The sequence below is a fragment of the Acidovorax sp. SUPP2539 genome (assembly GCF_030158975.1).
Classification (GTDB): domain Bacteria; phylum Pseudomonadota; class Gammaproteobacteria; order Burkholderiales; family Burkholderiaceae_C; genus Paracidovorax.
Window position 1 is genome coordinate 778,760 of record NZ_BQXJ01000002.1, and the last position, 22,727, is coordinate 801,486.

Sequence of the window (22,727 nt, forward strand, 5' to 3'; positions counted from 1 at the left end):
CGCCCTTATTCGATCACCTTGGGCACGAGGAACAGGCCGTTCTCCACGGCCGGCGCGCTGCGCTGGTTGGCCTCGCGCTGATCGGGTTCGCTGGCGATGTCCTCGCGCAGGCGCAGGGCCACGGCCTGGACGGCGGCGACCGGGTGCGCGAGGGGGGCGATGCCGGTAGTATCCACAGCCCGCATCTTCTCGACGATGCCGAAGAAACCGTTGATCTGCGTGAGCATGCGCTCACTGTCGTCCGAGCTCAATTCAAGCCGCGCCAGATTGGCGATGCGACCGATGTCTTGGGGTGTCAGTGCCATAGGGGAAGGGGGGTGGGAAACCGGATGTAAAGCTGAAATCCGGGCCATGCCGGAGGGAGTTATTCACAGGGGATGCGGTATTATCCCGGCTTTGCCGCAATACCCTCCCAACTGCCGGTCATTGTGCGAAAAAATCCAATAAACACCCCCTAATATCACCCGGCGATGGCAGGCCGACGTGCATGCCGTGCCTGAGAGGATTTTTGAATGTTCGGAGCTTTCCGTCGGTACTTCTCCACCGACCTTGCGATTGACCTTGGCACCGCCAACACCCTGATTTTTGCCCGCGACAAGGGCATCGTGCTCGATGAACCCTCGGTCGTCGCCATCCGCCACGAAGGCGGCCCCCACGGAAAGAAAGTCATCCAGGCCGTCGGCCGCGAAGCCAAGGCCATGCTGGGCAAGGTGCCCGGCAACATCGAAGCCATCCGTCCGATGAAGGACGGGGTGATCGCGGATTTCGTGATCACCGAGCAGATGATCAAGCAGTTCATCAAGATGGTGCACCCCCGCACCCTGCTCACCCCCAGCCCCCGCATCATCATCTGCGTGCCCTGCGGCTCCACTCAGGTGGAGCGCCGCGCCATCAAGGACGCGGCCGAGGCCGCCGGTGCCACCGCGGTGTACCTGATCGAAGAGCCCATGGCCGCCGGCATCGGCGCCGGCCTGCCGGTCTCCGAAGCCTCCGGCTCCATGGTGGTCGACATCGGCGGCGGCACCACCGAGGTGGGCGTGATCTCGCTGGGCGGCATGGTCTACAAGGGCAGCGTCCGCGTAGGCGGCGACAAGTTCGACGAGGCCATCATCAGCTACATCCGCCGCAACTACGGCATGCTGATCGGCGAGCCTACGGCGGAAGCCATCAAGAAGAACATCGGTTCGGCCTTTCCCGGCTCCGAAGTGCGCGAGATGGAAGTCAAGGGCCGCAACCTCAGCGAAGGCGTGCCGCGCAGCTTCACCATCTCCAGCAACGAGGTGCTGGAGGCGCTCACCGACCCTCTCAACCAGATCGTCTCCGCCGTCAAGAACGCGCTGGAGCAAACGCCCCCCGAACTGGGTGCAGACATCGCCGAGCGCGGCATGATGCTCACCGGCGGCGGCGCCCTGCTGCGCGACCTGGACCGCCTGCTGGCCGAGGAAACCGGCCTGCCGGTGCTGGTCGCCGAAGACCCCCTGACCTGCGTGGTGCGCGGGTGCGGCATTGCGCTGGAGCGCATGGACCGCCAGGGCAGCATCTTCACGAGCGAGTGACACGCCCGGCCCTGGCGCGAAGCCGGGGCCCTGGAAAAAGACATGGATCAACCGCTGGCCGTCCTCCTTCCGCCCCTGCCGGGCGTGCAGGGCTGCGGGCGGGCCAACGCTGCCGCGCTCCTGGCGCGGCCCCCGGCCGCTGCCTGGCCGGTTGTCGCCTGATCCCACGGCCTGCCTGCCCATGCCCCTCGGTACGCTCGAACGGTCCGCGCCGCCCTTCTTCAAGCAAGGGCCCTCGCCGCGCTCCCGACTTGCCCTCTACAGCGCCCTGGCGCTGTTTTTGATGGTGGCGGATGCCCGGTTCCAGGTGACCGATCCACTGCGCAAGGCCGTGGCCGTGGCGCTCTACCCGCTGCAGTGGACCATGCTGCAGCCGGTGGAGTTCGCCGCCAAGGGGGCGGGCTATTTCCAGTCGCTGCAGGTGGCCCAGGCCGATGCCGACACGGCCCGCCGCAACATGGCGCAGATGTCCGAGCGCGCCAACCAGGCCGAGCAGCTCTTGCAGGAGAACGCACGGCTGCGCAAGCTGCTGGAGTTGCGCGAGCGCCTGACGACGCCGTCGCAGGCCGCGCAGGTGATCTACGACGCCGCCGATCCCTACACCCGCCGCGTGATGATCGACCAGGGCCAGGTGGCCGGCGTCGAACTCGGCTCGCCGGTGATGGACGAGTCCGGCATGCTGGGCCAGGTCACCCGCGTGCACCCGTTCCTGAGCGAGGTGACCCTGCTCATCGACCGCGACCAGGCCATTCCCGTGATGAACCTGCGCACCGGCGCGCGCAGCGTGGCCTATGGCGATCCGGTCATCGCCCACGGCGGCGGGATGGAGCTGCGCTTCATGCCCGGCAATGCCGACGTGCAGGAAAACGACCTGCTCACCACCAGCGGGGTGGACGGCCTGTACCCGCCGGGGTTGCCCGTGGCGCGCGTGGTGCGCGTGGAGCGGCGCGCCGACTCGGCCTTCGCCCGCATCTACTGCGCGCCGCTGGCGCAGGTGAACGGCGCGCGTCACGTGCTGGTGCTCAAGCCGCTGACGGCCGACCTGCCGCAGCGCCCCGCGCCTGCGCCCGCCGCGCCGGTGCGCAAGGGGCGCCGATGATCCGCTCTGCCCTGCGCCCCCGCGGGCCTGCCGTGGCCGCCGCATCCCGTCCCGGGAGGTCCGCATGATCATGCCCCGCGGGCAGCAACTGCTGCTGCCGGTCCGCCCCCTGTTCATCGTCGGCAGCCTGCTGGTGGCGCTGGCGTTCAACATGCTGCCGCTCGGGCGCGTGGTGTGGACGCCCGACCTCGTGATGGTGCTGCTCGTGTTCTGGGGCGTGCACCAGCCCCAGCGCGTTGGCATGGGCGTGGCCTTTGCCATGGGGCTGTGCATGGACGTGTACCAGACCGCGCTGCTCGGCCAGCATGCCCTGGCCTATTGCGCCCTGATGTACGGCGCCCTGTACATGCACCGCCGCCTGCTGTGGTTCAGCGTGCCGTCGCAGGCGCTGCAGGTGTTTCCGCTGTTCATCGCGGCCCATGCGATCGAACTGCTGATCCGCATCGTGTCGGGCGGCATCCTGCCCGGCTTCGAAGGCCTGGTGGCGCCGTGCCTGGAGGCCTTGCTGTGGCCGCTCGCCAGTTGGATACTGCTGGCGCCGCAGCGCCGTCCGCCCGACCGCGACGAGAACCGCCCGCTGTGAGCGCGAATCGCCGCCAGCCCCCTGATCTGACCGTTTCTTTGCCGACATGACCGAACTGCGCAACACTGAAGCCGATGCGTCGCGTTTCCGCACCCGTGTGTTCGTGGTGGCGCTGGTCGTGTTGATGGCGCTGTGCCTGGTGGTGGCGCGGCTGGTGTACCTGCAGGTGGTGCGCCACGACGACCTCGCCGAGCAGGCCGAGAGCAACCGCACGGCCGTGGTGCCCATCGTGCCCAACCGCGGCCTCATCATGGACCGCAACGGCGTGGTGCTGGCCACCAACTATTCGGCCTACACGCTGGAGATCACACCCTCCAAGGTCGAGTCGCTGGACGACACCATCGATGCCCTGTCGAAGGTGCTTGACATCCACCCGCGCGACCGGCGCCGGTTCAAGCGGCTCATGGACGAGTCGCGCAACTTCGAATCGCTGCCCATCCGCACGCGCCTGTCCGATGAGGAAGTGGCGCGCTTCACCGCGCAGCGCTACCGATTTCCCGGCGTGGACATCAAGGCCCGGCTGTTTCGCAATTACCCCATGGGCGAGGTGGCCAGCCACGCGATCGGCTACATCGGCCGCATCAACCAGCGCGAGAAGGAGCGCATCGACGACTCCGAAGACGCGGCCAACTACCGCGGCACCGACCACATCGGCAAGCTGGGCGTGGAGCAGGGCTTCGAGAGCACCCTGCACGGCCAGACCGGCGTGGAGCGCATGGAGACCTCCGCCGGCGGCCACGCCGTGCGCCGGCTGGCCAGCCACCCGGCCACGCCCGGCAACACGGTGATGCTGTCCATCGACATCAAGCTGCAGAAGATGATCGAGGACATGTTCGGCGAGCGGCGCGGCGCGCTGGTGGCCATCGACCCGCGCAACGGCGAGGTCGTGGCGCTGGTGAGCAAGCCCACGTTCGATCCGAACCTGTTCGTGGAGGGCATCGACAGCGAGAACTGGCAGGCGCTCAACGAGTCGATCGACAAGCCGCTGCTCAATCGCGCGCTGCGCGGCACTTATCCGCCGGGCTCGACCTACAAGCCCTTCATGGCGCTGGGGGCGCTGCAGCTGAACAAGCGCTCGCCTACGCAGGTGTACAACGACCCGGGCTTCTACACCTACGGCGGTCACACCTTCCGCAGCCACGAGGGCGGGCTGGGCGGCGTGGACATGCATCGCGCCATCCAGTTCTCCAGCAACACGTATTTCTATTCGCTGGCCGTGGACATGGGCGTGGACACCATCCACGATTTCATGAAGCCGCTCGGCTTCGGGCAGGCCACGGGCATCGACATCAACGGCGAGGTGCGCGGCGTGCTGCCCAGCACCGAGTGGAAGCGCAACACCTACCGGCGCCCCGAGATGCGCCGCTGGTACTCGGGCGAGACGGTGTCGCTGGGCATCGGGCAGGGGTACAACAATTTCACTATGCTGCAGCTGGCGCTGGCGGAGGCCACGCTGGCCAACGGCGGCACGCGCTATCGGCCCCACCTCATCAAGGCCATCAAGGACACGGTGACGGGCCAGATCACCGAGGTGCAGCAGCCCCCGGGACAGGACCTGGGCTTTTCGCCGAAGAACGTGGAGATCGTGCGCAATGCGCTCGTCGCGGTGAACAAGGGCGGCACCGGCACGCGCGTGTTCGCGGGCGCGCCCTACACCTCGGCCGGCAAGACCGGCACGGCGCAGGCGGTGAGCCTGGGGCAGAACGTCAAGTACAACGCCAAGGCGCTGGAGGACCACCAGCGCGACCACTCGCTGTTCGCCGCCTTCGCCCCGGCCGAAAACCCGCGCCTGGCGCTGGCCGTGATCGTGGAGAACGCCGGCTTCGGCGCCGCGCATGCCGCGCCCATCGCGCGGCGCGTGTTCGACTACTGGCTGCAGGGCGACTACCCCAACGAGCAGGACATGGCCGCGGTGCGCAAGGGCCAGGCGGCAGCCCCCATCGGCACGCCGCTGCGCGCGGCCGACGTGCCGCTCATCGAGCCCTGAGGCCGCCCGGCGCGGTCAGTTCCCGGGCTGCGCGCCGCCGGCACCCGCAGTGCGCCGCGGTGCGGGCTGCCACTGGCTGAAGATCAGCGCCGCCACGATCAGCGCCGCACCGGCCACCCCGGCGATGCCCAGGCGTTCGTCGATCAGCACCCAGGCGGTGAGCGCGGCGAACACCGGCTCCAGCCCGAACACGATGGCGCTGCGCATCGCATCCACGCGCTGCTGGCCCCAGGCCTGCAGCGTCACCACCACCACGCTGGCCAGCAGGCCGAGGTACACCAGCGCGATCCACGACGGCACCGAGAGCGTGGCCAGCGATGCCCACGTGCTGCCCAGCCCCCCGTGGCGCACGGCGATCAGCACGCTGGAGGCCGCCAGCATCATGGTGGCCTGCGCCGCGGCCATGCGCGTGGCGCGCACGGGTTCGGCGGCCGTGCGGCGCGCGCACTCTTCCAGCGCCAGGATGTACAGGGCATAGAACAGCGTGCTGGCGAAGGTCAGCGTATCGCCCAGGTTCCAGGGGTCGTTCTCATGGAACATCAGCGCCATGCCGGCCAGGGCCATCGCGCAGGCGGCCCACAGGCGCCAGCCGTAGCGCCGCCCCAGCACGGCCATGGCCAGCAGCGGCACCACGAGCACGTTCAGCCCCGTCACGAAGGCATTGCGGTTGCTGGTGGTGCGCGCCAGCCCTTCGATCTGGAGCCAGAACGCCAGGAACAGTAGCAGGCCGAGCGCGAGGCCCCAGCGCGCCTCGGCGCGGCGCATGCCGCGCCACAGCGGGCCGAGCACCAGCAGCGCGATGGCAAAGCGCAGCCAGATGAGCTGCAGCGCATCGAGGTGCGCCGACAGCAGCTTCATCGCGGGGAAGGTCGTGCCCCACACCAGGGTCACGGCCAGCAGGGCCAGCAGGCCCAGGCGTTCAGGTTTCATGGAGACAGGGCGCCCGCGCACCCGAAAGCACGCGGGCCGTAAAAAGCCAGTGGCCCGGCGGGAAGGGGAGGCGTGCGCCTCCCCGGTTCACGCACCCATGCGGCCGATGAAGGCGCGGATGCGGTCGCTGGCGGGGTTGCCGAAGAACTCGGCTGGCGGCGCGTCGTGCGCGATGCGGCCCTGGTCGAAGAACATCACGCGGTCGGCCACCTCGCGCGCAAAGCCCATCTCGTGCGTGACCACGATCATGGTCATGCCGCCACGGGCCAGTTCGCGCATGACGTCCAGCACCTCCTGCACCATCTCGGGGTCGAGGGCGGAGGTGGGTTCGTCGAACAGCATCACCTTGGGCGCCATCGCCAGCGCGCGGGCGATGGCCACGCGCTGCTGCTGCCCGCCCGACAGCTGCCACGGGTACTTGTGCGCATGGTCCTGCATGCCCACGCGCCTGAGCAGCGACATGGCCTGTTCGTTGGCCTTGGCGCGCGGGGTGCGGTGGATGCGGCGGGGCGCCAGCGTCACGTTGTCCAGCACGCTCATGTGGCCGAACAGGTTGAACTGCTGGAACACCATGCCGACCTCGCTGCGCTGTTTTTGCAGCGTGCGCTGGTCGTCCGTCACCTCGGTGCCGCCGATGGTGATGCGGCCGCTGTCGTGGGGCTCCAGCCGGTTGATGGCCCGCAGCAGCGTGCTCTTGCCCGAGCCCGAGGCGCCGATGATGACCGTCACCTCGCCGGTGTTGAAGGTGGTGGACACCTCCTTGAGCACCTGGTGCGCGCCGAACGACTTGCACACGCAGTCGGCGACGATGTAGGGCGTGGCCTGGCTCATTGCGCCCGTCCTTCCACGTCGAAGCGGTACTCGACGGCGTTGGAGATCTGCGTGACCAGCGTGGTCAGCAGCAGGTAAGTGACGGCCACGGTGGAGAGCGTCGCGATGGGCTGGAAGGTCGCCGACTGGATGCGGTTGCCCACGTTGGTCAGCTCCACCACGCCGATGGCGTAGGCCAGCGAAGAGTCCTTGAGCAGCGCCACGAAGTTGCTCACCAGCGGGGGCAGGGAGATCTTGAAGGCCTGCGGAAACACCACGTCGAAGAACACGTGCAGGCGCGACAGGCCCAGGGCCCGCGCCGCCTCGGTCTGCCCGCGCGGCACGGCCAGCAGTCCGGCGCGCACCGCCTCGGCGTTGTAGGCACCCACGTTCAGTCCCAGCGCCACCACGGCGGCGGCGAAGTCGGGCAGGTTCAGCCCCGGCACCAGCACCGGCAGCGCGAAGTACACGAAGAGGATCTGCACCAGCAGCGGCGTGCCGCGGATGACCCAGATGTAGAACCCGGCGACCCAGCGCAGCGCGATCCAGCGCGAGGTGCGGGCCAGCGCGGCGCTGGTGCCCAGCACCAGGCCCACGCTGCCGCTCACCAGGGTGAGCCACAGCGTGGTGCGCGCGCCGTCGGAGAACGCCTGGGCGTTCGGTCCGATCGGGTCAGGCAGGAAGGAAAGAAGCTGGCCCAGCAGGGCCAGCGCCAACACCATCAGCAGCAGGGCGGAGACCAGCGTCGCATTGCTGCGGTGCTGGCGCGTCCAGTGCTGTGGCCACAGAGCATTGAGCATGGAAGGAAGGCGGTCCGAAGCCGGCGCCGCGGCTTATTGCGCGCAGCGGACGTCTTCGTTGAAGTACTTCTGGGACACGGCGGCGTAGCTGCCATCGGCCAGCACTTCGGCAAAGGCCTTGTTCCATGCGTCAGCCAGGCCGGTGTTGCCCTTGGAGACGGCGGGTGCGATCTTTTCGATGAAGAGCATGTCGCCCAGCTTCAGGCCCGCCTTGGGGTTCTTGGCGACCACTTCCTTGGCCACGAACTTGTCGGTCACCCAGGCATCGACGCGCTTGGAGGTGAGCGCGCTGCGGGCGTCCACGTCGGTGGGGAAGTTCTTCATTTCCTTGATGCCGGCGACCTTCTGCACGTTCTCCAGGTAGCTGGTGCCGGTCTGCACGGCGACGATCTTGCCGGTGAGGTCCTTGGCGGTGCGGATCTTGGGGTCGGTGGCGATGATCATGCCGCCCGAGCAGTAGTGGGGCGTGGCGAAGGTGACGGCCTTGGCGCGCTCTTCGGTCACGCCGTGCGAGGCGATGACGGCATCCCAGCGGTCCTGCGCCAGGCCGGTCAGCAGGGCATCGAAGCCCAGCGTCTTCCATTCGACCTTCAGGCCCATCTTCTTGGCGACCAGGTTGGCCACTTCGATCTCGAAGCCCGTGAGCTGGGTGCCCTGGAAATAGTTGAAAGGCGCGAACTGGCCTTCGGTGGCGATGATGATCTTGCCGTCCTTCTTGACGGCCTCCAGCGTGCGGGCCTGCACGGAAAAAGCGGCACACATTGCCACTACGGTGGCGATCGTCTTGAACATCTTCATCTCTGTTGTTCCTGCGCAGGGTGGTTTCAGGTACAAAAAATCCGGCTTGGCGGTTAGCGAAGCCGGAGCCAGCGGCCAGTGGGCCGCCCGCGGGACGGGCAGTCACGGGATTGCCACATTATAAAAGGCGTGCATGAGGCCATGCACACCCGCAAACCCTGAGCCGGAGCGCAAAAAACGGGCCCGCTTGGACTTTTTTTCTCAGCGCAGGAAGGCGTCGTAGCCCGTCTTGAGAATGAGCGCGCTGACCACCACGATGAAGATGCCGCGCACGAAGCCCGTGCCGTGCTTGAGCGCCATGTGCGTGCCGATGACGCTGCCCACCACGTTGGCCACCGCCAGCGGCACCGCGAAGTGCCACCACACGTGCCCCTTGGCTGCGAACAGGATGATGGCGGCCACGTTGGTGGCCAGGTTCAGCAGCTTGGCCGACACCGAGGCGTTCAGGAAGTCGTAGCCCAGCAGCCGCACGAACAGGAAGACGAAGAAGCTGCCTGTGCCCGGCCCGAAGAAGCCGTCGTAGAAACCCACCACCAGCCCGATGGCGCAGGCCAGGCGTGTCTCGATCCGGCCCTCGAAGCGCGGGGTGTGGTGGCGGCCCAGGTCCTTGCGGGCCAGCGTGTACAGCAGCACGGCCAGCAGGATCAGCGGCAGCAGCTTGCGCAGCGAATCCGCCGAGATCACCGTCACCGTCCAGGCGCCGGCGAAGGCCCCGATGAAGCCCGCCGCGGCGGCCGGGAGCATCGCCTGCCAGCGCATCTGCACGCGGCGGCTGTACTGCCAGGTGGCGATGCCCGTGCCCCAGATGGAGGCGCTTTTGTTGGTGCCCAGCAGCGTGGCGGGCGGCGCGTTGGGAAACGTGGCGAACAGGGCGGGCACGAGGATGAGGCCGCCGCCCCCGACGATGGCGTCCACGAAGCCGGCCAGCAGCGACGCCAGAGAAACAATGATCCATTCCATCCCCCGATTGTCGGGGCTGCCGCAGGGCGGAACGGGGAATGGGGGGCGATTCGTGCGTGCCGGCGCACAGCGAGCCGGCCAGGAGAACGGGCAAAGAAAAAGCGCCGGGGTCGCCGGCGCTTTGTAAAAAAGGCATCTTATAGGGGGATGCTCGGAATGGTTTGTTCGACTTCGAGATGTCTCCTCGGTCCCCTCGTTCGACGCGACGGGCGCGTTTTCGAGTGGTTGAACTGTAACGAGTGCACCCTGCTGGTGCATTGGTGGTTTCCCGCACCCCGTTCTGGGGCACCCTGGCGAAGCGCTTGCGGGATTGGCGAAGCTCGGGTGCGGCGGGCGGTTCTTTTTACGCGGTATTGATGCGCGGTTTGCTTCAATCGGCGGTCGTTTCGCTTCCCTCTTCAAGGCCTGTTCGCCATGACCGATCTTTCGCTTCGCCGCACCCTCTCCGCGCCTGCGGCCCTGGCCGCGTCCCGCTCGGCCGCCCCCGAGTGGCCGGCGTTCCCTGTCAAGGCGCCTGCGCTGCGCCGAACGGTCTCCGCCCCGGCCGGCCTGCGGGCCCGCAGTGCACCGCCGGCCCCGCAGCCGGGTGCGAGCCTGTCGCCCCGCGCTGCGCTGCTGCCCCGGGCCGCCTCGGCACCGGCGGCGCTGGGCGCCAGGAGGGTGGAAACGGACCGGCCCGCCGGCCCGGCGGTGGAGCGGATCGGCGCCCCGGAAGATGCTGCCGCCGAAACCGCCGAAACCGCCGAAACCGCCGAAACCGCCGAAACCACCGCGCCACGGCCGTCCGGATCGCCCTGGAGCGCGGTGCGCACCGTGTCGGCCTGGAGTGCCCCGGTGGTGGATGCCGCCGCGGCGGCGCTGTCCCTGGCGTCGGCCCGGCTGGCCGCAGTGCCCCGCGCCGCGCAGGCCACGGCCGCGGTCAGCGGCAGCCTGTGGGCGGGCGCTGGAATGGTGGGCGAAGTCGGCAACGTGCCGTACCGCGCCTGGACCACCGGGGCGAACGCCTTCGCCGTGGTGGCGGGCGGGCTGAGTGCCGCCGCCCCCTTCACGCTGGGGCCGGTGCAGCGCGCGATCGCCTACGGCTCCGCCGGTGCCTGGGCCGCGAGCGGCGCGGCGATGGCGCTCGGCGCCGTGGGCACGGGGGCCACCCATGCGGCCACGGGGCTGCTGCAGGGTGTGAGCGGCATCGCCAACCTGGCCGCCGCCGGCTTGAGCGCGGCGGCCGTCCAGGCGTCGACCCGCGATGCCAGCCAGGCCGTGCGGCTGCAGACGGCGTCTTCCGCCCTGTGGCTCGCGGGCTCGGCCGCGGCGGTGGGGGCGGTCTGGGCGAAGACGGCGCAGCAGTACCGCGAGCCGCAGGCCGATCCGGAGCGCGGCTGAGCGCGACCCCTGAAGCGCCGCAAGGAGATCAGCGCGTGGCCGCGGCCACCGCCTCGGCCCCGGGCGCTTCGGCCCGCGCCGCCTGCCGGATCCATTCGGCGGCCTTCTCGGCCAGCATCAGCGTGGGCGAGTTGGTGTTGCCGCTGGTGATGGTGGGCATGGCGCCCGCATCCACCACGCGCAGGCCGTCGATGCCGCGCACGCGCAGTTGCGAATCCAGCACCGCCATCGGGTCGCCGTCGCGGCCCATGCGCGTCGTGCCCACGGGGTGGAAGATGGTGGTGGCGATGTCGCCGGCCAGCCGCGCCAAGTCCTCGTCGGTCTCGAACTGCACGCCGGGCTTCCATTCCTCGGGCCGGTAGGGCGCCAGCGCCGGCTGGGCGACGATGCGGCGCGTCACGCGCAGGCTGTCGGCGGCGACCTGGCGGTCCTCGGGCGTGCTCAGGTAGTTGGGGGCGATGGCCGGCGCGGTGCGGAAGTCGGGGCCCTTGATGTGCACGGTGCCCCGGCTGGTGGGGTTCAGGTTGCAAACGCTGGCGGTGAAGGCGGGAAAGGCGTGCAGCGGCTCGCCGAAGGCCTCCAGCGACAGCGGCTGCACGTGGTATTCGAGGTTGGGGTGGGCCTGGTCGGGCGAGCTGCGCGTGAAGGCGCCCAGTTGCGAGGGCGCCATGCTCATGGGTCCGCTGCGCTTGAAGGCGTATTCGAGCCCGATCTTCGCCTTGCCCAGCCAGTTGCCGGCCAGCATGTTGAGCGTGGGCACGCCGTTCACCTTGAACACCGCGCGGATCTGCAGGTGGTCCTGCAGGTTGGCGCCCACGCCGGGCAGGTCGTGCACCACGTCGATGCCGTGCTGGCGCAGCAGCGCCGCCGGGCCGATGCCCGACAGCTGCAGCAGCTGCGGCGAGTTGACCGCGCCCGCGCTCAGCACCACCTCGCGCGTGGCGTGGGCGGTGACCATCTCCTCGCCGGTCCACACCTGCACGCCGGTGCAGCGGCGAGAGCCGTCGGGCTGGGTGTCGATCAACAGCCGGGTGGCCTGCGCGGCGGTCCACATCTCGAAGTTGGGCCGCCCGTAGCAGGTGGGGCGCAGGAAGGCCTTGGCGGTGTTCCAGCGCCATCCGGCCTTCTGGTTGACCTCGAAGTAGCCCACGCCTTCGTTGTCGCCGCCGTTGAAATCGTCGGTGGCCGGAATGCCGGCCTGCTGCGCCGCCTGGGCGAAGGCGTCCAGCACGTCCCAGCGCAGGCGCTGCTTTTCCACGCGCCACTCGCCGGTGCTGCCCGTGGTCTTGCTGCCGTGCAGGCGCTTGAAGGCCTCGGTCGCGGACGCGGGCTGGTCCAGGCGCCAGTGGTCCTCGTGGCGGCGGAAGTAGGGCAGGGCGTGTTCCCAGCGCCAGGCGTCGTCGCCCGTGATCTCGGCCCACTGGTCGTAGTCGCGCGCCTGGCCGCGCATGTAGATCATGCCGTTGATGCTGCTGCAGCCGCCCAGCGTCTTGCCGCGCGGGTAGCGCAGGCTGCGGCCGTTCAGGCCCGCGTCGGGCTCGGTGTGGTACAGCCAGTCGGTGCGCGGGTTGCCGATGCAGTACAGGTAGCCGACCGGGATGTGGATCCAGTGGTAGTCGTCCTTGCGGCCGGCCTCGATGAGCAGCACGCGGTGGCGGCCGCCGGCGCTCAGGCGGTTGCACAGCAGGGCGCCGGCCGTGCCGCCGCCGATGATGATGTAGTCGAAAGTGGTGTCGCTCATGGAGGCTGTTGGACGTTGAACACGTTCCCGGGGCATTGCGGCAGTGCCGGTCCATTGTGCGTAGCGCCGTGCCGCTGTCGATAGGGAAACAGCCGATTGCTATTATTTTTGTAGCTATATGCCCTAGAAGATATTGCGCTGGAGGGCGTTTTGATCATAATTCACGCGGCCCGTGCCCTGCGCAGGGACGCGTTCTGCGCTGACGCGCCCGGGCCCATCCGCTCCGCTACCATGCACAGCTTCTCCCGCCCCCCTCCATGACCGAAGACGACAGCCAGCCCCGCATCACCCGAGACGACACGCCCGACGGCCCCTGTGCGGTGTTGCACGGCCGCTGGGGTGCGGCGGAACTGGGCACGCGCCGCCACTGGCGCGCCCTGTCGGCCCAGCTGTCCGAAACGCGGGGCGGCCCGGCCATCGGCTGGGACCTGCGCAGCCTGCAATGGCTGGACCACGTGGGCGCGCAGCTGCTGTGGAACCACTGGGGCCGCGACTGGCCCGAGCGGCTGGCGCTCGACGACAGCCAGCGCGACATGCTCGAACGCGTGGCCGAATTCAGCACCACCCGCCCGCCCGACACACCCTGGCGGCTGGCCGAGCAGGTGGACCGGCTTGGCGTGCAGGTGCTGCACGCCCTGTCCCACATGCGCCACCTGCTCGAACTGGTGGGGCAGCTCTTCATCGACATCTTCCGGGCCGCCCGTTCGCCGCGCCGCGCGCCCTGGCGCGACATGTCGGGCCACCTGTACCGCATGGGCGCGACGGCGATGCCCATCACGGCCATCGTGGGCTTTCTCATCGGCGTGGTGCTGGCCTACCTGATGTCGCTGCAGCTGCGGCAGTTCGGCGCCGAGTCGTTCATCGTCAACATCCTGGGCATTTCATTGATCCGCGAGCTGGGGCCCATGCTCGCGGCCATCCTCGTGGCAGGGCGCTCGGGCTCGGCCATCACGGCGCAGATCGGCGTGATGCGGGTGACCGAGGAACTCGACGCCATGCGCGTCATGGGCATTCCGCACGGCTTTCGCCTCGTCATGCCGCGCGCCGTGGCGCTGGCCGTGGCCATGCCGCTGATCGCCGTGTGGACCACGCTGTGCGCGCTGGCTGGCGGCATGCTCGCGGCCGACCTCGCGCTGGGCGTGTCGCCCGCCTACTTCGTGCAGGCGCTGCCCAACGCGGTGAGCTTTCCCAACCTGGTGATGGCGGTGGCCAAGTCGGTGGTGTTCGGCGTGTCCATCGCGCTCATCGGCTGCCACTGGGGCCTGCGCGTCAAGCCCAACACGCAGAGCCTGGGCGAGGGCACGACGGCTTCGGTGGTGAGCTCCATCACCATGGTGATCATCGTGGACGCGCTGTTCGCCATCGCGTTCAAGAACCTCGGGATCTGACGCCATGGACGACACCTCGCTCATCCCCGCCCCCGCCGCGCACACCGCGCCGCAGGCCCCGCCCGCCGACGCGCCGCCGGTGGTCGAGATCAAGGGGCTGTCCACCGTGTTCGGCAAGGGCAAGGAGGCCTTCGCCGTGCACGAGAACCTCGACCTCACCGTGCGCCGCGGCGAAATGCTGGCCCTGGTGGGCGGCTCGGGCACGGGCAAGACCGTGCTGCTGCGCCAGATGCTGGGCCTCACGCGGCCTGCCAAGGGCGAGGTGACGGTGCTGGGCCGCCCCGCCGCCGAGATGGGCCGCGCCGGCGCCGCCAGCCGCGTGGGCATGCTGTTCCAGCAGGGCGCGCTGTTTTCCGCCTTCAACGTGCTCGACAACGTGGCCTTCGCGCTGCGCGAGCAGGGCACGCTGCCGGGCGATCTGGTCTGCGATGCGGCCATGGTCAAGCTGCAGATGGTGGGGCTGAAGCCCGAACACGCCACGCGCATGCCGGCCGACCTGTCGGGCGGCATGATCAAGCGCGTGGCCCTGGCGCGCGCGCTCATCATGGACCCGCCCCTGCTGCTGCTGGACGAGCCCACCGCGGGCCTGGACCCCAACAGCTCCGACGATTTCTGCGAACTGCTGCGCGAACTGCGCGCCGCCCTGGGCCTCACGGTGGTGATGGTCACGCACGACCTGGACACGCTGTTCGCGCTCAGCACGCGCGTGGCCGTGCTGGCCGAAAAGAAGGTCATCGTCTCCGGCCCCCCGCAGGAGGTCGTGCACTTCGACCACCCGTTCATTCAACATTTCTTTCTCGGCGAACGCGGCCGGCGCGCCATGGCGCCCGCACCGGTTTCGCCCTCGACCAAGGACGCCTGATGGAAAACAAGTCCCACGCCCTCGCTGCGGGCATCTTCGTGGTCGTCGTGGCGGCCCTGCTGGCGGGCCTGGGCCTCTGGCTCACGCGCGACAACACCAGTTACCAGCTCTACGAACTGTCCAGCAAGCAGAGCGTGGGCGGGCTGCAGCCGCAGGCCGCCGTGCGCTACAAGGGCGTGGCGGTGGGCAAGGTGGTGCGCATAGGCTTCGACCCCGACGTGGCCGGCAACGTGCTGATCCGCATCGCCGTGAGCGACCAGGCGCCCATCACCCCGGCCACCTTCGCCGTGCTGGGCTACCAGGGCGTGACGGGCCTGGCCCACGTGCTGCTGGACGACGGCCAGCAGGCCGAGCCGCCGCTGCCCAAGGGATCGAGCGGCCTGCCGCGCCTGCCCCTCAAGACCTCGCCGTTCGGCCAGCTGGCCGAGCAGGGGCCCGCCATCCTCTCGCAGGTGGAAGAGGCCACGGGCCGCATCAACGACCTGCTGAGCGACGACAACCAAAAGCGCATCGCCACCGCCATCGACAACCTGGGCCAGGCCGCCGGCAACGCCAGCGCGCTGATGAAGCGCCTGGACACCACCGTGGTGCAGCGGCTCGACCCCGCGCTGGCCGCCGTGCCGGGCGTGGCCAGCGATGCGCGCGAGACGCTGCAGGCGCTGCGCCAGGCCGGCAGCAGCGCCTCCGCCGCGGCCAACGAAGTGGGCGCCGCCGTCAAGCAGCTGAGCGCCGAGGGCGGCCCCATCGACCAGATCGCCGAGGGCTCCAAGTCGCTGGCCACCGCCGCCGACCGCTTCGGCCGCGTCACGCTGCCGCGCCTGAACCACGCCGCCGACGAGACCTCGCGCGCCGTGCGCCGCCTGGGCCGCACCGCCAGCACCATCAGCGACAACCCGCAGTCGCTCATCTACGGATCGGGCACCGCCGCCGGCGGGCCGGGCGAGCCCGGCTTCGAGGCGCCTGTTGCCTCCAAACCTTGAGAGGGCTTGCCATGAGTACTATTAAAATGATAGCTAAACGCCGGCGTTTTCATTGTGCTGGAGCCGTTTTCGGCCTGGCATTCGCCGCCCTGCTGGCCGGCTGCTCGGCGCTGCCCGCACCGCCCGTGCGCGCCGAGGTGTACGACTTCGGCCCCGGCCTGATGGAAGCCGCGCCCTCGGACCGCCGCGCGCCGCTGCCGCCCCTTGCCCTGGCCGACGTGACCACCACCGGCCCGGTCGAGGGCAGCACCGCCGTGCTGTACCGCCTGGCCTACGACGACGCGCGCCGCCTGCGCCCCTACAACCAGGCACGCTGGAGCCAGCCGCCCGCGCAGCTGGTGCAAAAGGCCGTGCGCGACCAGCTGGGCCTGCGCCGCGCCGTGCTGACGGGCGACGAAGGCGCCGCGCAGATCCTGGAGGGCGGCGCCCTGCCGGCCGTGCTGCGCCTGGAGATCGAGGAGTTCAGCCACGTGTTCAGCGCCCCGGCCACCAGCGCCGGGCTGGTGCGCCTGCGCGCCTCCATCGCCGAGTCCACGCCGGCCGGCGAGAAGCTGCTGGCCCAGCGCGTGTTCCTGGTCCAGCGCCCCGCCGCCACGGCCGATGCGCCCGGCGGCACCCGCGCCCTGGCCGACGCCACGGCCCAGGCCGCGCAGGACATCGGGCAGTGGCTGGAGCAGATGGGGCGCTGACCCGTCTCGTTTCGGCCCGCTACCTGCGCCGCGCCCGCGGCGCCTGCCCCGTCAGAAGCTGTGCCGCAGCGTCAGCGTCGCATTGCGCGGCGCGCCCGGCAGGTTCAGGTTGGGGCTGGTGCCGTGGGCCGAGACGATGTAGTTGCGGTCGAACAGGTTGCGCAGGTTCAGCTGCACCGTGGTCGCCTTGCCGATGCGGTACTGCGCCATGGCGTCCACCACCACATACGACGGCAGGGTCACCGTGTTGCCCGGGTTGGCGAAGCGGTCGCCCACGTAGTTGATGCCGCCCCCCACGCTCCAGTCGTCGCCCAGGCGCTGGGTGAGCCAGGCCGAGAACGCGTTGCGCGGCGTGATCGTGGCGCGTTTGCCCTGGACCGCCTGGCCGGCATCGGTGGCCGTGGAGCGCGTGATGCGGGTGTCCAGCAGCGCGTAGCTCAGCGTGGCCTGCAGGCCCGACGCCAGCTCGCCCGCCAGCGACAGCTCCAGCCCGCGCGTGCGCTGCGTGCCGATGGGGATCAGCTGCGTGGGCTGCGCCGGGTTGGTGGTCTTGATGTCGGTGCGCTCCAGCTGGAACAGCGAGGCCGTGGCCGTGGCGCGGCCGTCCATCAGGTCGAGCTTGGCACCCACCTCGTAGTTGGTCGTCTGCTCGGGCTTGATGGCCGTGTTGGTGGCCGACAGCGCGAACATCTCGGCCGAGGGCTGGTAGGAACGGCTCACCGACACGTAGTACGACTGCGCCGCCGTGGGCTGCCACACCAGGCCTGCGCGCGGGCTCCAGGTGGTGTCCGTGCGCTCGAAGTCGCTCTGGCCCGCCAGGCGGTTGTCGGTCTCCTGGCCGAAGCGGTCGTAGCGCAGGCCGGCCAGCACCTTCCACTCGGGCGACAGCGTGATCTGGTCCTGCACGTAGAGCGCGCGCGTCAGGTAGCGGTTCAGCGCGCTGGCCGACACGGCCCCGCCGCCGTTGAGCGGCGCCACCGGCAGCACCGGGTTCCACAGGTTCACGTTGCCCAGCGTGCCGCCGGTGAACGAGATCGCATCCTTGTTCTGCTGGCCCAACTCCAGGCCGTACAGCACCTCGTGCGCGATGCTGCCGGTGCGCAGGTTCTGGATCAGCTCGGTCTGGTTGAACACGCCGCGCTCGCGCCGGTCCACGCCCGAGCGCGTGAGCGCCACGGTGCCCGCGGCCTCGTTCGTGGTGCCCGCGGGCAGGGTGTTCTGGCGGTCCAGGTCGTAGTGGTAGTAGCGCAGGGCGTTGCGCACGCGCAGCGTGTCGGAAAAGCGGTGGCTGAACGTGGCGGTGAACGAGCTGACCGTGGATTCGGAGGTGTCCGCATCGCGCGCGTTGGCCGAGCCGAAGTAGGTGCCCGCGGGCACGTTGACCGGGCGGCCCTGATAGGCCGGGATGCCGAAGTCGGTCACGCGCTTGTCGTGCAGGTAGTCGGCCTGCAGCATGAGCGAGGTGGCGCCGTCGGGCTTCCACAGCACCGAAGGGGCGATGGCCTGGCGTTCCAGGAACTGCTGGCTGCGGTAGCTGTTGGCGTCCTCGGCCGCGCCGGTGACGCGCCAGGACCAGTCGCTGCCCGGGGGCGCGCGGCCCACGTCGAACTCGGCACGCTTGTCGGCCCAGCTGCCCACGCTCAGGGCGATGTCGGACACGTCCGTGCCGGGCTTTTTCGTCACGCGGTTGACCAGGCCGCCGGACGAGCCGCGCCCGTACAGCACGGCGGCGGGGCCCTTCACCACCTCCACCCGCTCGATGTTGGACAGGTCGCGGAAATACAGCGCGTCGTCGCGAAAACCGTCCACGAACTGGTCGCCGATGCTGGTGAAGCCGCGGATGCTGACCTGGTCGCGCTGGCCATCGCCATGCGACAGGCCCACGCCCGCCACGTTGCGCAGGGTGTCCTGCATCGAGGTCGCGCCCTGGTCGCGGATCACCTGCTGCGGCACCACGTCGATGGTCTGCGGCACGTCGCGCAGCGGGGCCTCGGTCTTGGTGCCGCTGGCGCTCGAAGCGGCGTTGTAGGCCGTGTCCTCGCCACGCGCCGCCTGCACGCGCACCTCGCTCATCGTGGCGCCGGCCGCCGCACCCGTGGCCCCCGGGGTGCCACCAGCGGGGGCGGTGCCCGCGCGCTCCACCGTGAAGGTGCGGGCATCCTGCGCGCGCACCACCAGCCCGGTGCCGGCGACCAGGCGCTGCAGCGCGTCGCGCACCTCCAGCGTGCCCCGCACCGCCGGCGCTTGCTGGCCCTGGGCGATGTCGGTGACGAACACGATCTGCACGCCGCTCTGGCGCGCCAGGGCGTTCAATGACTGCGCCAGGGGCTGGGCGGGCAGGTCCACTGCGACGGGCTGGGCCTGGGCGGCGGTGGCGGCGATGCACAGCGCGGCGGCCAGCGCGGCCCATCGGGCGCGGTGTGGCGGGCGGCGGTGTTGGGGGATCGGCATGGAGGCTCCTGGAAAGAAATCGGTCAAGACACAAAAAAAGGGACGGCGGGCGGGCAGGGTGCGCCCGTCCCCCTGTGAGCCGATGCAGCGGGCGGGTTTGTACACGTCGCCGATCCAAATCAATGAATGGCCAGCGGCAGCCCCTCGGCAGGAGACCGGGCACTGGGCATCGAAACGGGCGCCACCGCAATCAATGCGCCGGCATCCTGCTATGGTTTTTGATGTGCCGTGCGCAGGCCGATCACCACGCTGCCGTCTGCATGGCGGTCCACCCGCACCGGGGCCAGGCGCGGCAGCAGGTCGATCAGCTGGTCGATGCGGTCCAGGTCGAACTCCCCCGAGATGCGCAGCGTCGCGGCGTGCCCGTCGGCCAGCGTGATGGGGGTGCGGCGGTGGCGCTGCATCTCGGCCACGGCGTCGGCGAGCGGCGTGGCGTCCAGCCGCAGCCGGCCGGCCTGCCACGCGGCGACGCGGGCGGTGTCCGCTTCCACCGGGGCGGGCCAGGCCGTGCCCGGCCGGGTGTGCAGCGCCTGGCCCGCATGCAGCACCACCGGTGCCGTGCCAGTCCCGGCGTGCACGCGCACGCTGCCCTGCTGCACGGTGATGTCGGCGCCGGCTGCGGCCGCGTCGCCGGCCGCAGCCGTCCCGTCGCGGCGGATGTTGAAGACGGTGCCGATGTCCTCTACCGCCACCGCGCCCGCCTGCACGGTGAACGGGCGCTGCAGCCAGGGCGCCCAGGCGTGCCAGGGCGCGTGGGCGACTTCGAAGGCGGCCTCGCCGTGCGCCAGCGACAGGCGGCGCGAGCGCAGGTGCAGCGCCACCTCCACCCGGGTGCCGCTGTTCAGGCGCACCGTGCTGCCATCGGGCAGCGGCCGGGCCTGCCGCTCGCCCACGGCGGTAGCCAGCGATTCGCGGTGCAGCACCGGATCGGCCCACAGCACCCCCGCCAGCACTACCACTGCTAATGCCGTGGCCGCGCCCGCCGCGCGGGCTTTGGCGGGGCGCCGGCGTCGCTCGCGGCGCAGGGCCGCCGCCTGCTCGATGTCTTCGGGCGTGGGCAGATGCTGGCGCAGCAGGTCGGCGAACGGCGCCAGGGCGTCGTCGATGGGCAAGTGGGCGCGGCGGCCCGCGCTGCGCACGGAAGGGTTGCCGGCGCCGGCTGCACGGGCGGCCGGCGCCGCGGCGGATTCAGCGGGCGGCATGGCCGGCGCCCTCGATCAGCACCGGCTCCACGTCGCGCAGGGCGCGCGCCAGGTGCCGGGCCACCATCCCGCGCGAGACGCCCATGCGCCGGGCGGCCTCGTCCTGCGGCATGCCGTAGAGCTTGGTGAGGATGAACGCCTCGCGGCTGGCCTGCGGCAACTGCTCGATGGCGGCCAGCAGCGCCCGCTGGCGCTGGTGGGCGGCCAGCGCCAGTTCCGGCGGCGACAGCGGCGCGGCCGAAGGGACGGGGGCGTCCGCCTCGGGGTGCTCGTGCGCCGTCTCGCGGCGCCGGGCCTGGGCGCGGTAGCGGTCGATGGCCAGGTCCCGCGCCACGCGGCGCAGGAACGCCAGCGGATTGGCGATCTCGCCGGGCACCGGGCGCTCGAGCAGCCGCACGCACAGGTCGTTCACGATCTCGCGCGGAAAGCACTCGTCCCCGAAGCGGTGCCGCAGCGATCCCACCAGGTCCTCGTAGTGCTTCACCAGGGCGGCCAGCAGGGGCTCGGGCGGCGGAGGAAGCGAGGCGGGGTGCGGCATGGAACGCCGATTATAAAAAGAGAATGGGAATGATTCTTATTGTTGTATTTTTGCTGTGCTGCGGCGCTCCGGTGCCCCGCCGGGCGGCAGGGGCGCGTGGCCGGCCGGCTGCGGCCCTGCGGCGCAAAAGGCACAATCGCCCGTCCCACCGGGCCGCTCGCGCCCGGTCCCGTTGGAGCATGGAATGAGCAGCATCGACCTCGCAAGAATCAACGCCGAACTCGGCAAGGACGCCCAGGGCCTCGTGGACTGGGCCGTGGGCCTGGGCCGGCCCACCATCGTCACCACCAATTTCCGGCCGTTCGAGGCCGTCATCCTGCACATGGTCACGCGGGCCCGGCCCGACGTGCCGGTGGTGTGGATGGACAACGGCTACAACACCGAGGCCACTTACCAGTTCGCCGACGAGGTGACCCGGCAGCTCGGCCTGAACCTGTCGATCTACCTGCCGCGCCGCTCGCGCGCCCACCGCGAGGCCGTCGAAGGCCCGGTGCCCGCGCTCGACGATCCGCGGCATGCCGCCTTCACCGAAGAGGTCAAGCTCGAGCCCTTCGCCCGCGCGCTGCGCGAGACCGCGCCGCAGGTGTGGTTCACCGCGCTGCGCGCCACCGACACGGCCGTGCGCGCGCAGATGGACCCCGTGAGCATCAACCCCGACGGCCTGCTCAAGGTCGCACCGCTGCTGCACTGGTCGTCCAAGGACCTGTACGAATACCTCGTGGCCCACCAACTGCCCAACAACTTCGACTATGTGGACCCGACGAAGGGCGAGGACAACCGCGAATGCGGGCTGCATCTGGCGCACTGATCGCATGGGCCAATAGCCGAAAGGGGCGTGCACTGCACGCCCCTTTTTTTTGTCCTTATCAACCGTAGGCCTGGGCTGACGCGTGCTGCCCCCGGATGACTACGCCTGCCCCGAGGGGGCACTTTTACAGTTCGTCCATCGCATCCAGCCAGGGTTCCAAACCGTCTCGGAGTGGAGGGCTGAAGCGAATAACCAAGAGGACTTGTGCCATGAATGAAGACACCGTCAAGGGAAACTGGAAGCAATTCACCGGCAAGATCAAGGAGCAATGGGGCAAGTTGACGGACGACGATCTTGACGTGGCAGCCGGCAAGCGCGACCAGTTCCTGGGCAAGCTGCAAGAGCGCCAGGGTCTGGCCAAGGATGCCGCCGAAAAGGAACTGAAGTCCTGGCAAGACCGCCACCCCGAATTCCGTTTCGACAAGTAAATCCCGGGCCTTTCCCACTTTTTAAAACCAGCGGTGTTCGCCGTTCTGCCACAAGGCAAATCGACATCCGCACCCCCTTACAGACATTGAGGAGAAAAATATGAAACACGCACGCAATCTTCTGGCCATCGTGGCTGCCGGCCTTCTCGCCACCAGCGGCATGGCCATGACCAAGGAAGAGCACAGCGCCGCCAAGGACCGCATCTCTGCCGACTACAAGACCAACAAGCAGAAGTGCGACAGCATGACGGCCAACGCCAAGGACGTCTGCATGAAGGAAGCCAAGGGCGCCGAGAAGGTCGCCAAGGCCGAACTGGAAGCCCAGTACAAGCCCAGCGACAAGGCCACCTACAAGGTGAACGAAGCCCGCGCTGACGCCGCCTACGACGTCGCCAAGGAAAAGTGCGACGACCAGCAAGGCAATGCCAAGGACGTCTGCGTGAAGGATGCCAAGGCCGCCCACGTGAAGGCCAAGGAAGACGCCAAGGTGGCACGCGCCCAGGCCAAGCCTTCGGACAACATGGCCAAGAAGGACGCCAAGGTCGCTGAAGTGAAGAAGGACGCCGCTGAAGAAAAGCGCGAAGCCGAATACAAGGCCGCCAAGGAGCGTTGCGATGCCGCGACCGGTGACGTCAAGGACAAGTGCGTTGCCGATCTGAAGCGCGTCTACAACCAGTAAAACGGGTTGGCCTACCCCCGCGTTCGGATGAACGGATGGGGGTGCCAAAAACAAAAAG

The 22,727-nt window shown here is 69.6% G+C and carries 22 protein-coding genes; 12 read left to right on the plus strand and 10 right to left on the minus strand.

From position 1 onward, the window contains the following. Positions 1-5 precede the first annotated feature (5 nt). Positions 6-305, minus strand: a complete 300-nt coding sequence (gene gatC, locus AVTE2539_RS11150; RefSeq protein ID WP_284394626.1) for an Asp-tRNA(Asn)/Glu-tRNA(Gln) amidotransferase subunit GatC — start codon at positions 303-305, stop codon at positions 6-8. A gap of 207 nt (positions 306-512) precedes the next feature. Here gatC and AVTE2539_RS11155 point away from each other — a divergent pair, with 207 nt between their 5' ends. The 4 genes from AVTE2539_RS11155 to mrdA all read left to right on the plus strand — a co-directional run bounded on the left by AVTE2539_RS11155 (position 513) and on the right by mrdA (position 5,225). Continuing rightward, positions 513-1,556, plus strand: a complete 1,044-nt coding sequence (locus tag AVTE2539_RS11155) for a rod shape-determining protein (protein WP_092745880.1) — start codon at positions 513-515, stop codon at positions 1,554-1,556. Positions 1,557-1,737: 181 nt separating this feature from the next. After that, positions 1,738-2,655: a rod shape-determining protein MreC gene (mreC, locus tag AVTE2539_RS11160; RefSeq protein WP_272565891.1), complete on the plus strand. Its 918-nt coding sequence runs from the start codon at positions 1,738-1,740 to the stop codon at positions 2,653-2,655. 64 nt (positions 2,656-2,719) lie between these two features. After that, on the plus strand, positions 2,720-3,238 hold the full coding sequence (mreD, locus tag AVTE2539_RS11165) for a rod shape-determining protein MreD (RefSeq protein ID WP_272565890.1): 519 nt from the start codon (positions 2,720-2,722) through the stop codon (positions 3,236-3,238). Positions 3,239-3,284: 46 nt separating this feature from the next. Further along, positions 3,285-5,225, plus strand: a complete 1,941-nt coding sequence (mrdA, locus tag AVTE2539_RS11170) for a penicillin-binding protein 2 (RefSeq protein ID WP_284394624.1) — start codon at positions 3,285-3,287, stop codon at positions 5,223-5,225. 15 nt (positions 5,226-5,240) lie between these two features. Here mrdA and AVTE2539_RS11175 read toward each other — a convergent pair whose 3' ends face one another. The 5 genes from AVTE2539_RS11175 to AVTE2539_RS11195 form a co-directional block, all read right to left on the minus strand. Continuing rightward, entirely contained in the window at positions 5,241-6,155 is a 915-nt protein-coding gene (locus AVTE2539_RS11175; RefSeq protein ID WP_284410578.1) for a DMT family transporter, read from the minus strand. An 87-nt stretch (positions 6,156-6,242) separates the two neighbouring features. Next, complete coding sequence (locus AVTE2539_RS11180; protein ID WP_284410580.1) at positions 6,243-6,986, minus strand: amino acid ABC transporter ATP-binding protein; 744 nt, start codon at positions 6,984-6,986, stop codon at positions 6,243-6,245. Then, positions 6,983-7,765 carry an amino acid ABC transporter permease gene (locus AVTE2539_RS11185; protein WP_284407827.1) on the minus strand — a complete coding sequence of 261 codons (783 nt, stop codon included), beginning with the start codon at positions 7,763-7,765 and terminating at the stop codon, positions 6,983-6,985. The genes AVTE2539_RS11180 and AVTE2539_RS11185 overlap by 4 nt, the downstream gene beginning before the upstream one ends. 33 nt (positions 7,766-7,798) lie before the next feature. After that, on the minus strand, positions 7,799-8,563 hold the full coding sequence (locus AVTE2539_RS11190; protein ID WP_284410582.1) for an ABC transporter substrate-binding protein: 765 nt from the start codon (positions 8,561-8,563) through the stop codon (positions 7,799-7,801). Between the two features lie 201 nt (positions 8,564-8,764). Beyond that, positions 8,765-9,523 (minus strand): sulfite exporter TauE/SafE family protein, encoded by a 759-nt coding sequence (locus AVTE2539_RS11195; protein WP_284394620.1) that lies wholly within the window; start codon positions 9,521-9,523, stop codon positions 8,765-8,767. Positions 9,524-9,937: 414 nt separating this feature from the next. Here AVTE2539_RS11195 and AVTE2539_RS11200 point away from each other — a divergent pair, with 414 nt between their 5' ends. After that, entirely contained in the window at positions 9,938-10,903 is a 966-nt protein-coding gene (locus AVTE2539_RS11200) for a hypothetical protein (RefSeq protein WP_284410584.1), read from the plus strand. Between the two features lie 28 nt (positions 10,904-10,931). On the opposite strand, the gene AVTE2539_RS11205 is transcribed toward AVTE2539_RS11200, so the two are convergent. Then, positions 10,932-12,644, minus strand: a complete 1,713-nt coding sequence (locus AVTE2539_RS11205; RefSeq protein ID WP_284410586.1) for a GMC family oxidoreductase — start codon at positions 12,642-12,644, stop codon at positions 10,932-10,934. Positions 12,645-12,901: 257 nt separating this feature from the next. On the opposite strand from AVTE2539_RS11205, the gene AVTE2539_RS11210 reads away from it, so the two are divergent. From AVTE2539_RS11210 to AVTE2539_RS11225, 4 genes are read left to right on the plus strand one after another with little or no spacing between them, the layout of a single operon-like run. Then, complete coding sequence (locus AVTE2539_RS11210) at positions 12,902-14,032, plus strand: MlaE family ABC transporter permease (RefSeq protein ID WP_284410588.1); 1,131 nt, start codon at positions 12,902-12,904, stop codon at positions 14,030-14,032. Positions 14,033-14,036: 4 nt separating this feature from the next. After that, positions 14,037-14,894, plus strand: a complete 858-nt coding sequence (locus AVTE2539_RS11215) for an ABC transporter ATP-binding protein (protein ID WP_284407832.1) — start codon at positions 14,037-14,039, stop codon at positions 14,892-14,894. Further along, positions 14,894-15,874: an MlaD family protein gene (locus tag AVTE2539_RS11220; RefSeq protein WP_272565877.1), complete on the plus strand. Its 981-nt coding sequence runs from the start codon at positions 14,894-14,896 to the stop codon at positions 15,872-15,874. Before AVTE2539_RS11215 ends, AVTE2539_RS11220 begins: the two co-directional genes overlap by 1 nt. Positions 15,875-15,885: 11 nt before the next feature. Then, complete coding sequence (locus AVTE2539_RS11225; protein WP_284410591.1) at positions 15,886-16,563, plus strand: ABC-type transport auxiliary lipoprotein family protein; 678 nt, start codon at positions 15,886-15,888, stop codon at positions 16,561-16,563. Positions 16,564-16,614: 51 nt separating this feature from the next. On the opposite strand, the gene AVTE2539_RS11230 is transcribed toward AVTE2539_RS11225, so the two are convergent. From AVTE2539_RS11230 to AVTE2539_RS11240, 3 genes are all read right to left on the minus strand, one after another. Continuing rightward, entirely contained in the window at positions 16,615-19,014 is a 2,400-nt protein-coding gene (locus AVTE2539_RS11230) for a TonB-dependent siderophore receptor (RefSeq protein ID WP_284410593.1), read from the minus strand. 209 nt (positions 19,015-19,223) lie between these two features. Further along, positions 19,224-20,216: a FecR family protein gene (locus AVTE2539_RS11235; RefSeq protein ID WP_284410595.1), complete on the minus strand. Its 993-nt coding sequence runs from the start codon at positions 20,214-20,216 to the stop codon at positions 19,224-19,226. Further along, positions 20,203-20,754 (minus strand): RNA polymerase sigma factor, encoded by a 552-nt coding sequence (locus tag AVTE2539_RS11240; protein ID WP_284410598.1) that lies wholly within the window; start codon positions 20,752-20,754, stop codon positions 20,203-20,205. Before AVTE2539_RS11240 ends, AVTE2539_RS11235 begins: the two co-directional genes overlap by 14 nt. 184 nt (positions 20,755-20,938) lie before the next feature. Here AVTE2539_RS11240 and AVTE2539_RS11245 point away from each other — a divergent pair, with 184 nt between their 5' ends. The 3 genes from AVTE2539_RS11245 (at position 20,939) to AVTE2539_RS11255 (ending at position 22,669) form a co-directional block, all read left to right on the plus strand. Beyond that, positions 20,939-21,562, plus strand: a complete 624-nt coding sequence (locus AVTE2539_RS11245; RefSeq protein ID WP_272565862.1) for a phosphoadenosine phosphosulfate reductase domain-containing protein — start codon at positions 20,939-20,941, stop codon at positions 21,560-21,562. 209 nt (positions 21,563-21,771) lie between these two features. After that, positions 21,772-21,990 carry a CsbD family protein gene (locus AVTE2539_RS11250; protein ID WP_272565861.1) on the plus strand — a complete coding sequence of 73 codons (219 nt, stop codon included), beginning with the start codon at positions 21,772-21,774 and terminating at the stop codon, positions 21,988-21,990. Positions 21,991-22,090: 100 nt separating this feature from the next. Then, positions 22,091-22,669, plus strand: coding sequence for a hypothetical protein (locus tag AVTE2539_RS11255; RefSeq protein WP_284406718.1), 579 nt, complete (start codon positions 22,091-22,093; stop codon positions 22,667-22,669). Positions 22,670-22,727 lie beyond the last annotated feature (58 nt).

What these genes read in the sequence shown, in the direction of transcription:
- AVTE2539_RS11215 (WP_284407832.1), top strand. Translation starts at nt 14,037, where the DNA reads ATGGACGACACCTCGCTCATCCCCGCCCCCGCCGCGCACACCGCGCCG.
- AVTE2539_RS11250 (WP_272565861.1), top strand. Translation starts at nt 21,772, where the DNA reads ATGAATGAAGACACCGTCAAGGGAAACTGGAAGCAATTCACCGGCAAG.
- AVTE2539_RS11180 (WP_284410580.1), bottom strand. Translation starts at nt 6,986, where the DNA reads ATGAGCCAGGCCACGCCCTACATCGTCGCCGACTGCGTGTGCAAGTCG.
- AVTE2539_RS11210 (WP_284410588.1), top strand. Translation starts at nt 12,902, where the DNA reads ATGACCGAAGACGACAGCCAGCCCCGCATCACCCGAGACGACACGCCC.
- AVTE2539_RS11200 (WP_284410584.1), top strand. Translation starts at nt 9,938, where the DNA reads ATGACCGATCTTTCGCTTCGCCGCACCCTCTCCGCGCCTGCGGCCCTG.
- AVTE2539_RS11175 (WP_284410578.1), bottom strand. Translation starts at nt 6,155, where the DNA reads ATGAAACCTGAACGCCTGGGCCTGCTGGCCCTGCTGGCCGTGACCCTG.
- AVTE2539_RS11190 (WP_284410582.1), bottom strand. Translation starts at nt 8,563, where the DNA reads ATGAAGATGTTCAAGACGATCGCCACCGTAGTGGCAATGTGTGCCGCT.
- AVTE2539_RS11220 (WP_272565877.1), top strand. Translation starts at nt 14,894, where the DNA reads ATGGAAAACAAGTCCCACGCCCTCGCTGCGGGCATCTTCGTGGTCGTC.
- mreD (WP_272565890.1), top strand. Translation starts at nt 2,720, where the DNA reads ATGATCATGCCCCGCGGGCAGCAACTGCTGCTGCCGGTCCGCCCCCTG.
- mrdA (WP_284394624.1), top strand. Translation starts at nt 3,285, where the DNA reads ATGACCGAACTGCGCAACACTGAAGCCGATGCGTCGCGTTTCCGCACC.
- AVTE2539_RS11205 (WP_284410586.1), bottom strand. Translation starts at nt 12,644, where the DNA reads ATGAGCGACACCACTTTCGACTACATCATCATCGGCGGCGGCACGGCC.
- AVTE2539_RS11155 (WP_092745880.1), top strand. Translation starts at nt 513, where the DNA reads ATGTTCGGAGCTTTCCGTCGGTACTTCTCCACCGACCTTGCGATTGAC.
- AVTE2539_RS11245 (WP_272565862.1), top strand. Translation starts at nt 20,939, where the DNA reads ATGAGCAGCATCGACCTCGCAAGAATCAACGCCGAACTCGGCAAGGAC.
- AVTE2539_RS11255 (WP_284406718.1), top strand. Translation starts at nt 22,091, where the DNA reads ATGAAACACGCACGCAATCTTCTGGCCATCGTGGCTGCCGGCCTTCTC.
- gatC (WP_284394626.1), bottom strand. Translation starts at nt 305, where the DNA reads ATGGCACTGACACCCCAAGACATCGGTCGCATCGCCAATCTGGCGCGG.
- AVTE2539_RS11185 (WP_284407827.1), bottom strand. Translation starts at nt 7,765, where the DNA reads ATGCTCAATGCTCTGTGGCCACAGCACTGGACGCGCCAGCACCGCAGC.
- AVTE2539_RS11230 (WP_284410593.1), bottom strand. Translation starts at nt 19,014, where the DNA reads ATGCCGATCCCCCAACACCGCCGCCCGCCACACCGCGCCCGATGGGCC.
- AVTE2539_RS11225 (WP_284410591.1), top strand. Translation starts at nt 15,886, where the DNA reads ATGAGTACTATTAAAATGATAGCTAAACGCCGGCGTTTTCATTGTGCT.
- AVTE2539_RS11195 (WP_284394620.1), bottom strand. Translation starts at nt 9,523, where the DNA reads ATGGAATGGATCATTGTTTCTCTGGCGTCGCTGCTGGCCGGCTTCGTG.
- AVTE2539_RS11240 (WP_284410598.1), bottom strand. Translation starts at nt 20,754, where the DNA reads ATGCCGCACCCCGCCTCGCTTCCTCCGCCGCCCGAGCCCCTGCTGGCC.
- AVTE2539_RS11235 (WP_284410595.1), bottom strand. Translation starts at nt 20,216, where the DNA reads ATGCCGCCCGCTGAATCCGCCGCGGCGCCGGCCGCCCGTGCAGCCGGC.
- mreC (WP_272565891.1), top strand. Translation starts at nt 1,738, where the DNA reads ATGCCCCTCGGTACGCTCGAACGGTCCGCGCCGCCCTTCTTCAAGCAA.